Raw genomic sequence first — 14,079 nt, 5'->3', positions numbered from 1 at the left:
TACATCCTCCTTATCGTAATGGCAGTCCCTGCTTCAACTTTGCCAATGCAGTTTCCGGTTTATTGCGAAGATAAATCAGATAATTATATGCTCCAACAGGCTTTAAATAGGTCGTCGATTCCAGCATCTTTGCTGTATAACCCTCTACTGTTACCGGATGCTCCTCCTCAAACTTGCCTGTCTGAATATATTGGTATAGTTCACCCATAATATCTGGATGTTTCTCCAATTTATCGCACATCTGAGAAGCCAGTTTTGGCGTCTGATTTTCCTTTTCAACAAGATATTCAAATATCTGTTCTCTCATAAACTTTCCTTTCCGGCACATTACGAAATCATATCTCTGTATGCCTGTGCATAATCACGTGCGTCTGCCTCTACGATCTGATCTTCATACCCTTCAAAATCCATATCTGGTGTGACATAATTATCGAAATTATCTCTGAATGCATAATCCTGTTCTGTCTTCGGATGATCGGCACACTCATGCTGGTAACAGTGCCTTGTTTCATGGGTAATCGTATCTGCTGTCTCCACCGCATTATCCATATTGAACTCATTAATATAAATGGTATTTTCGTCAGGGGAGTAACTTCCAAAATCTCCGCTGTCTTCATTATTATAAAATTCTATCTTCGGTTTATCCTTTATATTCAGATCCTGCGCCACATATTCGCTCAACTCATCAATCGCTTCCTTGCGGGCATCATCGGAGAGTCCTTCCCAATTTTCAGACTGGAATGCCTCCATAATCTCACCGATATCGCGACAATCATTCCCTTCCTGCTGCTCTTTCGTCTCATAGTGAGCACCAGGTGCATCCATATCTTCATCCGTATCCACCTGGCTTCCCGGCACATCCATGTCTTCCTCTTCCTGAAAATCTTCCCCCGGAACACCCATATCCTGTTCTTCATTGAACGTCTCTCCCGGTGCCCCGACTTCTACATCTTTCGCCACTTGCGAGCCAGGAATATTAACATCCGGTTCCGGTTCATGCATTTCACTGACTGGTGTAGGTGCTGCCATCTCCCAGTAATCCGGTTCATCACCGATGATGTCTTCCGGAATATCCTGAATCTCATTTTCAGGCATCAGATATTCCTCTGCATAATATCCTTCCATATCATCAGGTATATCCTGCACTTCCTGCTGCACATCCTGATATTCTTCCGCATAATATCCTTCTATATCATCAGGTATATCCTGCACTTCCTGCTGTACATCGGAAAAAATATCACGGGATGATGGACGATAGCCGAACTCCTGCAGGTCGTTCATTTCTCTATAATCTAACATCTTCCCACCTATGCTTTCGAAAGATTCGCCTGAATGGTTGCATCATGAATTTCGATTCTGGTATTATATTTTATCTTTCTAAAAAGATGAACCTTTACACAAGCAACTAATTCATTATCCATTACCTCGTTATTGATTTCTGCCTGAATCAAAGGACGTAGTCTCGGAATGATCTGCCTTACTAGTTCAAAATCTTTTGATTCCGGCGTGAAATTACGGTTAAAGATACGCCGTGCCACTTCTCTTGCTAATACCCTGCGGTTATAATCACAAGTCTTATTACAATATTTGACATATGGGCATTCTGGATAAGGGCGCAATTTCTCCTGCTTATCATTCCAATAAGTCGACAGCTCTTTAATGCCGTCGTCAGATAATGAGATGCTGATCTTATTCTGCAGACGATAATCCGGTGTCTTGATCTCCTCCGGTTCTTCCAACTTGTTAAAGAAGAAGAACGCTTCACCTGGTTTTAGTTTTGCAAGACGCTTTGTCTGCACTTCATCCATATTTGCAGAATCTGCCAGAATCTGCTTATCTGTTGCCTCCACCAGACGAAATGCCACTTTTATATCCGTCAGGGCTACCACATCTGTGGATACTTTTCTTGGAGACTGATCTGCGATCACCAGACCAACTCCATACGAACGGATCTCAGCTAACATGCGTTTTACCAGTCCCTGCGCAATTGCACTCGGATTGGCATCTCCCTGTCCTGCATTCGAATCTGCATCCAGAAGTACATGTGCCTCTTCCAATAAGATGACATTCTTCAGGCCTCCTTCTCCCACATAATTGCTGTTCACATAGGCCAGAATAGAAAGTAACAACAACGAGATGATCAGTGCCTTCTGATCGCTGTTTTCAATCGCTGCCAACTCGATGATCGTTGGCTTTTTCAACATATCTTCAATCGGGATTGAATAATAATTATCAAACAAGTTGACTAGTGAATTCAGGCGGACTACTCCGGCACGCCCGATATTCTTCGCATCCCCGGTGTACCCAATCGCATCAAACGTTTCCTGGAAGCATTTGACAAAGTCTGTGATATTGAATACTTTTCCCATATCATCACTGGTATAGGTATCCAGCCATCGAAAATCCGAATAGCAATTATTAATAGATTCCTCAAATATCTTATCCAGCGGTGTAGACATGGAAACCGCTGCTGCAAATGCTGTCTTAAGTGTAGATTTGTACGTCTCCAACTTCACATTTTTCGGTGGAATAAATGGATTATATACAAACGGTGATATGAAGTTCTTTCCAGGGGTGAATACCTGCAGTTCCGGAATACTCTGCACCAGTGCGCGATATTCATTCTTTGCAGGTTCAATTACAAGGAATGAAATTCCATGGTCTTTCCAGAGACGATCTAACAATCCTACAGAAAAGGTTGTTTTACCAGAGCCAGGAGTTCCTACCACCAACATATGCTTTGCCAGATCTTTTAGGGAGATTCCAATCTTATCTCCCCTCGAAGATGACTTCAGCACACCAATCTCAATATCCCCGGCATTGATAATATTATCGGCATACGTTTTACTGGATTTCCCTGCCTCATTTACCGGAAGTCCGGCAGACACGCGGTCGCTTCCCACCGGAAGACGGAACAATTCACAGGCTTCTTCTGCAGTAATAATATATGGCAGTCGGTAATAGTTCTGACTGAAGTTTCCACTATTCCATATATTCATATCGCGGTCTGCACCTGTCAGAATCTCGTTTACTGCCCATGGTAGCGGATACAGATTGCTGTCCTTTTGCACTTCATCTGCGTAGAGATCCAGAAGCTTCATATTGACCGGTGCTTCTGGATTCGTAATCTGACCATATACACGTGTTGCGATATTCGGCACTGCCTGAGCATCCCCATAGACGAGAATATTATACAAGAACAGAGGGCTGTTGTTCTGTTGTACATAGTAACGGTAATTATCTGCCTGCTTTTGCGCCATAGCAAATGTAACATTAGCCATTCCCATATCCATAACTCCATGTCCCAGAGAATCAACTATCTGAAGCACGTTATTCAACTCCGCCATCTCACCTGCATCAAATACCGTCGGGATCAATTGAACAGATAATGCACAATCCGGATAATGTATCAACGTATTAAGAATATAACTCAGATCTTTTCCGGTATCTGTAATACAATCATACGCATAGCAATAAGGAAGAATCTGGTTCTGAAGATTCTCTATCCGCTCTTCCTTTACCAATGCTTTAACTGCAGTATCTTTTATACGATACATCTCTTTCTGCAACTCTACAGCCGTAACATCCTGATATTCATATTTTTGCAGCTCAACCGTTGATTTAATAATAGAGAGCAGCCCATTTACAAGACGAATCGCGTTCGGTTCTGCCACATCAATCGCACGCACAACGAAATACATCTTCACCCGCGCTTTATACGGCTGATTCTTGACCTCTTCCGTTGTCCAGATCATTTCCAGCGCAATATCCTTATATTGACCCGCAACTGTACTCTCTTCTTTATAATGCTGGTAAATCTCACTTAAAAGCTGTCCCATATCTCGCTTATATTCTGCGACTACAGCATCAACATCCATTCTCTTTCCATCAATAACTGAAATATCCGGGATTGCCGTAATCTCCACTGCTCCCATCGCAACCGCTTCATTGCTCTGTAAATATTCCACTGAAATCTGATTCTCTGTCATACCGTCTTACGCCCTCTCTTCTTATCATTCTACGGATAGTCCACTCCGCAGTTTGGTCCATGGCATCTTCGAAGCCGATTAATACCTTTATGAACACCACGTATCACACCATATTTTTCAACTGCAAGAATCATATATTCCGAACAGCTGGGTTCAAATACACACTGCAGGCGCATCTCATCAGAAGCCTTATTCTGATAGAGATGTACCAGCCAGATAATCGCCCGCTTTGCGATTAACATCATATATATCACACCCATGCCAAAACACAGGCAGACTGTAAATATCACCGGTCTCTGGCTGTCACTGAACAGATACCTTCCTGCGAATCCCCCTGCAATCATTAATATTATGAAACCAATCAATGCAATCCAGAATCTGGTATAATGTATCTCTGGCCGCTTCAAAGGGTTATACGGTGCTTTTGGAATATTTGAATATGCAACTTTTACACCTTCAACATAATATTTTTCTTCCATATTTATATAAAACGGGAGAATTGTGCCAAAGGCACAGTTCTCCCCCTTCTCCCTATGTAATTAATATTTTGCAAATTTACGTTCACGAAGCATTGCTTTCGCAGCCTGAATACTCTGCTCCAATGATTCGTTGTTACGCATAGAAAAACTGAATGAATTACCAGGAACAATAATTTTAAGGCTGTCTACGATATAATTATTCTTCATGATATTTTCACCCTTCTTGATACATCCTGTGCTGGTGATATCGATTTTCTCAACAACCTTCTGCAATGTTGTAAATGAGGTAATATCCTGATAGAAGAAATCCTGCGTCTGCTCCCAGGTATTATCACTGATCGTCTCAAATGTATATGTATAAGCATATAGCTGTGTTGCACTAAAGAAGATCCATGAAACACTGAATCTTGATGATACCGCCACATCATCAATAACTCGCACAAGCACATCGTTAGAATCAAAATCATAGCCGCTCAGAACAATTGGCGGAATCTCATTGATCTCGCTTTCATCCAGACCGATCTTGTCCATCGCTCTTTGCTTCAGATTCAATGAATATAACTTATTCGATACAATCTGCTGATACTGATTCATGGTCATCTTTGCTCCTCTGGAGCCGACACCGCAGCCACATCCGGCATACAGATTCATAAAGAAGTCAATTACATTCTTCTGCTCTTCCGTCTTTCCTTTCTTCATATTCTCCAATCTTGCCTTCTGCTCTGCAACTGCTGCTGTTCCTCCTAACGCATAGCCAATCATTTCTGCACATCCCATAATTGTGCCCTCCTCTTTTTTTCTTTTAGTTTTTTATTCTCATTCGTAAATAACTATAAATCTGCCGGACGATCCACGCCTAATACACCATATAACTGATCTACATCATATGGTGATAATCCGTACGCCTCTGCCTGTGCCAGCATATCCTGCCAGTTTGGTGTTGTATTCAAATATTTTCTCTTATAGTAATCATATTTGATATACGCCCAAAAATAATAATAGATTCCCAACGGTTCAATCATCGTTGCTGCCTGAATATACTCCTCAATCTTATTGATTGTAGGACGCTGCTGTACAAATGCTTTCTTTCCTTTTAATAAACACACGGCAGCATAAAAAAATGTCTCTGAATTATCAAAATTATCCTCCATTGCTTTTTCAAATGCTTCCAGTGCCTTATCGTACAGCTTAAGCTTCAGATAACACATCGCAATTGATGTATTCAATTGCTGATCATCCGGATAATCGGCCAATGCTTTTCGGTATGCTCCTGCATATTTATTCACCTCCGGCATCGGCATAGAATATACACTGTTGAATGTTGAGATTGTAATCGGTTTGTGACAAAAATCACAGACCGTCTGACTTGTTGTGACGCGTGCCCCACATCCTGGGCAGGCCATTTCTATTACCTGACTCGCCATATCTTTTCCTTTCTTTTTCACGTTAATACACTAATGTAATTATTATAGCATATAATTGTCATATTTTGATATAAAACTATGAAATATGTCAAAAAAAGTTCTATAAATGTTATTTTTTTCTTTCTTCATGTATCTCAACCAGAATAATATCTGGCCCAATCTTTTTGATACATTTAAAAGGAATAATATATTCTGACCCATCACATAAAAAGCCACAGATCTTTCCTGCCTTTGGAATCACCAGTGCTTCGATACATCCATTACACTCATCTATAATCAGATCTACCACGTACCCTAGTTTTTTGCAATCACATGCATTAATCACTTCTTTATTCTCCAATTCACACAGACGCATATCCACACCACCCATATTCAAACCGCAGATTCTGCCATCGTCACCTTCTTTGTCACCATAACAAAACCCGCATCCACTACTTACTTGTAGTATATGCGGGTTTTCATATTCTGGACTATCCGAATCCAGCTATTCATCAATATCTATGACATTTACTGGACATCCATCTCTTGCTTCAATTGCTGTACTTTCGTATTCTGGTGCTACATCTGTGTATGCCTCTGCAACTCCGTCATCATTAAACCGGAATACTTCCGGGCAGGCAGCAACACAGGCACCACATGAGATACATCCATCATTTACTCTGGCTTTCATGGGTCATTCCTCCTTATATTTTTCAAGTAGTATGTCCCATTTTTATCCAAATATTCGCCTGTTATCTGATCAATGTTCCGGTCTTTCCTTTTAATGCATCTTTTAATTTATCAAAAGATGTGATCAACGCACTTCTTCCTTCTCTCTTTTCAATAAATTCTACGGATGCACTGAGTTTTGGAAGCATATTGTATTCTCCGAAATGGCCTTCTTCCATGTACTGCTTTGCCTGTTCCAGATTGATCTCTCCCAGCTCCTCTTCGTTTTCTCTGCCCATATTGATCTTAACCTTCTCGACACTGGTCAAAATAATCAATTCATCTGCATCAACTTCTTCTGCCATCTTACCTGCAGTTAAGTCTTTCTCAATGACAGCACTTGCACCTTTCAGATGATGATCCTGTTCCAGGACAGGAATTCCACCTCCGCCACAGGCAATTACAATCTGATCCGCATCTAAAAGAGCTTTAATCGCATCAATCTCTACTATGCTTACTGGATTCGGGGCAGATACGATACGACGATAACCTTTTCCCGGCTCTTCCACAACATAATTTCCTTTTTTGCGCTCTTCATTCGCTTCTTCCACGTTCATATAACGGCCTAATATCTTGGTTGGTGTATAGAAAGCCTCATCGTATGGATCTACGATTACCTGTGTAAGTATTGTACTGACAGTTCTGTAAATTCCTCGGTTCAACAATTCTTCACGAATTCCATTCTGAAGGTCATACCCGACATATCCTTGACTCATTGCAGAACATACAGACATTGGTGCTGCTGTATAATCTTGATGTACTTTTCCAAATTCATTCATCGCTGTATGGATCATTCCAACCTGTGGTGCATTACTGTGAGTAATAGCTACCTGATAACCAGCTTCGATCAGATCTGCGATTACTTTTGCTGTCTTCTTCACTGCTTCTTTCTGCTCTGGCAGCGTTGTACCAAGGGCACGGTGTCCTAATGCAACTACAACTCTTTTTTTCATAATCTATACCTCTGCTTTTCTTTATTTTTCTGATAAAAGATGAGATAAAAAAATTATAGTATTTTTCTATGTAAATTGCAACGTCTGAATTCTGTGAAAAACTGATTTTCTGTCTGTTTTACAGATTCTTATTCATAAATGCTACAATTCCGTCTTCTACTTCATCCTTTATATCTGAATAATTATGGATTTCGTGCCGATAGCCAGAGTATAACTTTGTCTCAACCTTATGACCTGTCTCATACAGCCAGTTGCTGACTTCACATACCCCTTTTCCATACATTCCAACCGGGTCTTCATTTCCGGCAATATTGTATATCGGAAGTTTCGCCGGAACTTTTTCTGCCCACTCTTTTCCAGTGATTACCAACATCATCTGGACAAAATATAACAAAGACTGGTTTGTTGTTGGTTTTGTAAATGCATCGAACGGATCCATTGCATGATCTTCTTGCACATATGGATCTGAGCAGATCCATTCATTCCCGAGCTTAATTTCGCCACATCTCTCACACATCCATCCCATTAATGCTCCTGCATAAGATGGGTCAGATTCTTTTCCTTTTCCCTCAGCTACGACCTGCTTCAACACTTTTTCTGACTCTTCTGCTCCCGGAAATACTCCTGCAGTTCCGCACAACGTTACGCCTGCCAACTCATCACCATACTTTGCAATAAAATCTCTTGCTATGAATGACCCCATACTATGACCGTATATAAAATATGGCAGTTCTGGATACATCTTACATACCATTTCCTTCAACGTATGCTCATCTTCCATCATGGTATGACATCCCTTGTCGCCCCAGTCGCCCCAGGTATCATTCTCCAATGCCGTCTTTCCATGTCCAACATGATCATCTGCAGCTACAATATATCCGGCATCCAGAAACTTCACAATCATGTGCAGGTATCTTCTTGAGTGCTCACCAAATCCATGGATGATCTGTACAATCCCTTTTGGCCTGGCAGCAGGAACATATACCCAGCCATAGACCTCATCCCGCTCATTAAAAGACTGAAATTTTACTTCATGTAACATATAACATACCTCCTTTAATATTGTTTTTTAATTTATCATTGACATCCCGTGGCATAAAAAAATAAAATCGGGGTAACAGGATTCGAACCTGCGACCTCACGGCCCCCAGCCGTGCGCTCTAACCAAACTGAGCCATACCCCGATATAATCATTCTACCCAATTAAAATCTATAATGCAAGCACTAATTTCCCATTTATCTGCCATCGGATTTTAAATCTCTGAAAATGAAAAATAATAAAAAAATATGTATATAAATTCTATTTATTCCCACTTTTTTATGATATTATATAAATATGAATTTATATACTTTTTCAAGTATACATTTTTACAAAAGGATTATTGTCACTATGAAAAACATTATTCATCATAAGACGCTGCGGGAACAGGTCGCAGACGCCGTACGAAAAAAAATATTACATCATGAACTTGAACCTGGTATGCGGATTACTGAATCTGAACTTGCTACTCAATTTGGAGTCAGTCATGGCCCTGTTCGCGAAGCACTTCGCCAATTGGAACAGGAAGGATTGATTGAATATACGCGAAATGTTGGCTGTTCTGTACGCAACGTTTCTCTTTCAGATGTCATCGAAGCTCTTCTGATTCGCGGAACCTATGAACTTTCTGCTGCTCGTGCATGTGCCGGCACCATCTCCGATGCAGCCTTCAAAGAGATGGAGGATGTATTAGAATCCATGAAGAATATGGATGATTCCGACTATACAGAATCAATTATTTACGATAATGAGTTTCACAAAATCTTGATTAACGAAGCGCATATGCCATATCTCGTCAGCGCTTGGAACGCATTAGATTTTGTATCATTCTTTTCTTTCTATTGTCAAGTAGATGATTGTTCAAAAGTAACCGGAAAGCAATACAAAGTACACAAAGAACTTTTTGACATCTATGCTACAAAAGATTGCCATGCAATCTGTGATATTATATATTCACATTATAAGCTTTCGATTGATAAGATGTTGCGGGATAATCACATGTGTGAAAAAGATTTCCCATTTTCTTTCGATATTATTAACCCGCATATATAATCATGTATCATTTTGCAGTCTTTATCATATGTATAAAAAGTACTGGAGTGCATTGTTCAACACAACGCACTCCAGTACTTTTTATATATAAGGCCATTTGGATTAGATTGCTCTGGTATACTTCGCAAGCCATTCCTTTTCTTCATCATTCAGATATGGAGAAATGGTATCATATACTTTCTTATGGTAATCATTTAAGAGCTTCTTATCTTCTGCTGTCATGATATCAGGATTGATTGCATCCAGATCCATTGGAATCAGTGTAATCGCATCAAAATACATAAACTGTCCATATTCGTTCTTCTCACCCTTACAGCAGAGAAGTTCGTTCTCCAGACGAATACCATGAGAGCCCTCGATATAAATTCCCGGCTCATCTGTAATAACCATACCTTCACGCAACACCTCTGTCTCGCCCTTACGATATCTCCAACGGAAACCAGCAGGTCCTTCATGGATGTTCAGAAGGTATCCCACACCATGTCCGGTTCCATGATTGAAGTTCATATTACGATCCCAGAATGGTTTTCTTGACAGGATATCAAGTACCATACCTGTACATCCTTCCAGGAACTTCGCACTGCCAAGCTGAAGGTTACTGATTGCAACTAAAGTAAAGTCGTCTTTCATCTGCTGTGTTACTTCACCAAGCGCATAAGTTCTTGTAACATCTGTAGAACCTTCCCAGAATCCTGCACCCGTATCAGTCAGGAAGAAGCTTCCTTCTTTCAGCTCAACATCAGTCTCTGGTGATGATGTGTAGTGAACGATCGCACCATGTTCACCATAAGAAGCAATCGGCTCAAAGCTTGGGCGGATAAAGTTGCCCATCTCAGCACGGAGTTCATCCAGTTTTTCTGTAGCACTCATCTCTGTGATCTTCATCTTGCCCACATTTTCTTTCAACCATTTCATGAATCTTACATGCGCAACACTGTCTTTGATCTGTGCTTTACGGATATTTTCAATCTCTACCGGATTCTTCATTGCTTTCATAAGAATCGCCGGATTTCTCTCTTCTACTCTCTTAACATTTTCCGGAATATTATTATACAGAGCATAATTTAACTTACTTGGGTCAACCATAACTACCGTATTCTCATCCAACGTACGGATATCTTCATAGATATCATTATATGGATGGAGGTTGACATTCAGTTCTGCCAGCGAAGCTTTGATATCATCATCCAGCTTACTCTCATCAACATAGAGTTCCATGCAGTCCATCTTAATAATGGCATAAGATAAAAGTAACGGGAAGAATTCAATATCATCACCACGGATATTCAGTGTCCAGCAGATGTCATCCAATGTCGTGAGCACATGTGCATTTGCTCCGGCTTTCTCCATCTCCTCGCGAGTCCTCTTAAGCTTATCTGCTGCGGATTCGCCTGCATACTCAATTCCAAGAGAAAATGCAGGTGCTTTGGAAAGTTCCGGACGATCTTCCCAGATCAGATCGATCAGATCCTCATGATACTCGACCTTTGCTCCTTTTTTAGCTGCAATGTCTGCATATTCCTGTCCTTCTCCGACAGAAACCACACGTCCATCAAACCCAAGAGTATCTCCTTCTTTCAGGATATCTTCCAGATATGCTGTGAGTTCCGGTACTCCTGGTTCTCCCATCTTCATTAATTCTACAGTTGTACCTTCCAACTGCTTTGCTGCCTGAATGAAGTAACGTCCATCCGTCCAAAGACGGGCTTCATCTTTTGTGATAACTGCTGTACCTGCAGAGCCAGAAAATCCAGTAATATACTTTCTTGCCTTAAAATATTCCCCAACATATTCGCTCTGGTGAAAGTCTGCAGTTGGAACGATATAAGCATCGATTCCTTTCTCTGCCATTTTTGCACGTAAATTTGTTAATTTCTCAGGAATACTCATTGTATTACGCCTCCTAAAATAATTGTTATTATGGGTTTTTTCTCCCCAATAATATTAGGATTGACAGGCATTCCATATGTAATCCCGCAATCCTAATATCATTGTACATAATTATATTCTAATAATCCACTCTATTTTTCGTCATCTTTCTTCTCAACCAGTGCTGTTAATGGTTTATCCAGGATAACCAAAAGTGCGACAGCAACAAATGCGATTACTGCAATGATAATACATGCGGTCGTGAACTTAATAGCTCCTCCGAATAATGCATTATAAACATATCCATAACTGATTGCTGCGAAGAATATTGCAAGTCCCCATACAGACTGCATTGTAGAGTAAATACGGCTTGGTGCATACTTAGCGATAAATGCATTTCCCAGTGGAGAGAAGAACATCTCACCCAATGTAATCAGAACTGCAAAAGCTAAAAGCCACAGACAGCTGATCTGTCCATCACCACGGATAATATCCATCAATGCAAAGAACAGATATCCAACGCCAAGAGTACCAATACCTAATGCACATTTCTTGTAAATACTCATATCACCCTTCGGTCTGTTTGCCAGGTAACTCCAAAGCTTTGGTGTTACAAACATACCAACTAATACACAGAATAAAGCATTTGCAGCATCAAACCATGTAAGAGGTACATTGTAGCCTCCAACTACCCAGTTTGCATTTTCACCCCAGAAGTAATATACCGGCAGATAAGCCAGATACCAGAAGATCCAGAAGATAATAGCAAATACACAGATCAGAATGATTGCTGCAATTCTCTTCTTTTCAATTGTTGTATAAGGCATCTTCTTTTCTTCTTTATTCTTTGCCTTCAACTCTGCTTCACGGGCAATCTCTTCTTCTGTCAATTCTTTCTTGAAAGGTGTCTTTCCTGCTTCACCCATAAAACGTGTTCCAATGGTGAACCAGATTGCTCCTAAGAACATCAGGATAGCTGCAATCTTGAAGCATGGTCTGTATCCCATCATATCTCCACTTGCGAATACATCCTGATACAGAATACCTGCAAGGAATGGGCCTGCAAATGCACCGATGTTAACAAGTCCATAACGAACAGAATATGCATTGTTAAGCTGATCACTGGATACGATACGACCAATCAACGGACCAGTTTTATAGAATGCAAGACCGATACTGATACACCAGATCATCGCATATACCATTCCACTGCTTGTTGCCATAGATCCAATCCAGTAACCAACGCCACAGAGAACCATACCAATTGGGGTGGTATACCTTGCGCCAATCAGACGGTCACAGATAATGGAACACAGAATCGGAAGTCCATAAGAAAATGCTGTCAACTGTGACTGCATGGTCGCAGCGGTTCCTTCTGACAGACCAAGACCACCTGATGCTACACTTGCTGCTACGAAAACTAACAGGATAGAACGTCCGGTATAATAAGCAAAACGTTCAAAAATCTCTGTCGTAGAGCATGCCCAAAAACCCATAGGGAGCTTCTTTTTTGTTTGAGTACTCATTATTACTCATCCTCCTTTTTCCCCGCACCTTTTCTCAATAACCTCTTCGTTAGCATTTGATACAAGGCACTTCTCTAGAAATTTGTTTATTATAGATTATTAATTATTGATAATCTATAATTTATTATACATTATGCACATTTTCATGTCAAGAAAACTCCTTTGTGATTCTTATATTTTGTGATAAAATAGACATAATTAGTCATATCATGTATGCGAAAGGAGTTTACATTTATGAAAGTTATTGTAGTAGGTCCACGGGGAAAAATGGGAAAATTAATCACGCAGGTTGCAGCAGAAAGAGAGGATATGGAACTGGTTGCCGGCGTTGCTCCAAAGGGGCGTGATTACATAGGAAGTGATCTGGGAATGGTTGCTATGATCGGAAAAGAAATAGGTGTCCCGGTTGTGGATGATCTGGAAAGCGTCATCGATTCCTGTGATGTCATCATTGACTTTTCTACCAAAGAGAACGCTATGGAAGTCCTTGATCTGGCAATCGCACATAAAAAGGCATTGGTATGCGGCACTACAGGATTTAGCGAAGAAGAGATGCAGCGGTTTCAGGATGCTGCTTCCCAGATCCCGATGTTGTATGCAGCAAACACTTCAAAACTGGTCAATATCATGAATAAATTACTGGAAATGGTAACAACGATCGCCGGAAATGATCTGGATATTGAGATTTTAGAAATGCACGACCAGTGGAAGAAAGATGCTCCAAGTGGAACTTCGAAGGAAATGGGCGAGATTATGGCCCATGCCCTTGGCAAAGAACTGAATGACATCGCCGTATACGGTCGAGAAGGTGCCTCTCCGAGAGTTCCCGGAACTATCGGCTACCACTCTCTTCGCGCCGGCAATATTCCTAGCAGCCACACCGTATTCTTCGGCGGAATGGGAGAGCGTCTGGAAATCACTCATCACTCCTACAACTGGGAATGCTTTGCACGCGGTGCCTGTGACTGCGCTGCTTATCTTGCTGATAAAGAACCTGGCTTTTATACCATTAAGGATGTATTAAATTTATAAATCAGCT

General features: G+C 40.8%; 14 protein-coding genes and 1 tRNA gene. 2 read left to right on the top strand and 13 right to left on the bottom strand.

All coding sequences use genetic code 11. The features are described from left to right. Positions 1-10: 10 nt before the first annotated feature. The 11 genes from ABE613_RS06030 to ABE613_RS05980 form a co-directional block, all read right to left on the bottom strand. Positions 11-307, bottom strand: a complete 297-nt coding sequence (locus ABE613_RS06030) for a hypothetical protein (RefSeq protein ID WP_235232537.1) — start codon at positions 305-307, stop codon at positions 11-13. A 20-nt stretch (positions 308-327) separates the two neighbouring features. Then, positions 328-1,299, bottom strand: coding sequence for a hypothetical protein (locus ABE613_RS06025; protein ID WP_347375936.1), 972 nt, complete (start codon positions 1,297-1,299; stop codon positions 328-330). Between the two features lie 8 nt (positions 1,300-1,307). Next, positions 1,308-3,989 (bottom strand): ATP-binding protein, encoded by a 2,682-nt coding sequence (locus tag ABE613_RS06020; RefSeq protein WP_347375935.1) that lies wholly within the window; start codon positions 3,987-3,989, stop codon positions 1,308-1,310. A 29-nt stretch (positions 3,990-4,018) separates the two neighbouring features. Continuing rightward, a complete protein-coding gene (gene yidD / locus ABE613_RS06015; RefSeq protein ID WP_235232534.1) occupies positions 4,019-4,468 on the bottom strand; it encodes a membrane protein insertion efficiency factor YidD in 450 nt (149 codons plus the stop codon). Positions 4,469-4,528: 60 nt separating this feature from the next. Beyond that, a complete protein-coding gene (locus tag ABE613_RS06010) occupies positions 4,529-5,245 on the bottom strand; it encodes a hypothetical protein (RefSeq protein ID WP_235232533.1) in 717 nt (238 codons plus the stop codon). 53 nt (positions 5,246-5,298) lie between these two features. Next, the gene (locus ABE613_RS06005) at positions 5,299-5,892 is read right to left on the bottom strand and encodes a tetratricopeptide repeat protein (protein ID WP_235232532.1); all 594 of its coding nucleotides are present in this window, start codon (positions 5,890-5,892) and stop codon (positions 5,299-5,301) included. Between the two features lie 109 nt (positions 5,893-6,001). Continuing rightward, the gene (locus tag ABE613_RS06000) at positions 6,002-6,247 is read right to left on the bottom strand and encodes a PRC-barrel domain-containing protein (RefSeq protein ID WP_235232597.1); all 246 of its coding nucleotides are present in this window, start codon (positions 6,245-6,247) and stop codon (positions 6,002-6,004) included. 129 nt (positions 6,248-6,376) lie between these two features. Continuing rightward, entirely contained in the window at positions 6,377-6,562 is a 186-nt protein-coding gene (locus ABE613_RS05995) for a ferredoxin (RefSeq protein ID WP_235232531.1), read from the bottom strand. A gap of 61 nt (positions 6,563-6,623) precedes the next feature. Beyond that, on the bottom strand, positions 6,624-7,553 hold the full coding sequence (arcC, locus tag ABE613_RS05990) for a carbamate kinase (RefSeq protein WP_235232530.1): 930 nt from the start codon (positions 7,551-7,553) through the stop codon (positions 6,624-6,626). A gap of 118 nt (positions 7,554-7,671) precedes the next feature. Further along, positions 7,672-8,595, bottom strand: a complete 924-nt coding sequence (locus tag ABE613_RS05985; RefSeq protein ID WP_235232529.1) for an alpha/beta fold hydrolase — start codon at positions 8,593-8,595, stop codon at positions 7,672-7,674. Positions 8,596-8,662: 67 nt separating this feature from the next. Continuing rightward, a tRNA-Pro gene (locus tag ABE613_RS05980) sits at positions 8,663-8,737 on the bottom strand. Positions 8,738-8,943: 206 nt separating this feature from the next. Between ABE613_RS05980 and ABE613_RS05975 the strand changes: the two genes are divergently transcribed. After that, a complete protein-coding gene (locus ABE613_RS05975) occupies positions 8,944-9,645 on the top strand; it encodes a GntR family transcriptional regulator (protein WP_235232528.1) in 702 nt (233 codons plus the stop codon). 102 nt (positions 9,646-9,747) lie between these two features. Here ABE613_RS05975 and ABE613_RS05970 read toward each other — a convergent pair whose 3' ends face one another. Then, positions 9,748-11,535, bottom strand: coding sequence for an aminopeptidase P family N-terminal domain-containing protein (locus ABE613_RS05970; RefSeq protein ID WP_347375934.1), 1,788 nt, complete (start codon positions 11,533-11,535; stop codon positions 9,748-9,750). Positions 11,536-11,666: 131 nt separating this feature from the next. Continuing rightward, the gene (locus tag ABE613_RS05965; protein ID WP_235232526.1) at positions 11,667-13,040 is read right to left on the bottom strand and encodes a peptide MFS transporter; all 1,374 of its coding nucleotides are present in this window, start codon (positions 13,038-13,040) and stop codon (positions 11,667-11,669) included. 234 nt (positions 13,041-13,274) lie between these two features. Here ABE613_RS05965 and dapB point away from each other — a divergent pair, with 234 nt between their 5' ends. Then, complete coding sequence (gene dapB / locus ABE613_RS05960) at positions 13,275-14,072, top strand: 4-hydroxy-tetrahydrodipicolinate reductase (protein WP_235232525.1); 798 nt, start codon at positions 13,275-13,277, stop codon at positions 14,070-14,072. Positions 14,073-14,079: the final 7 nt, after the last annotated feature.

The sequence above is a fragment of the Dorea chungnamensis genome (assembly GCF_039832125.1).
In the GTDB taxonomy this organism is placed as follows: Bacteria; Bacillota; Clostridia; order Lachnospirales; family Lachnospiraceae; genus JAFBIX01.
Note: the sequence above shows the minus strand (reverse complement) of the source record. Positions and strands in the feature narration are given on the sequence as shown.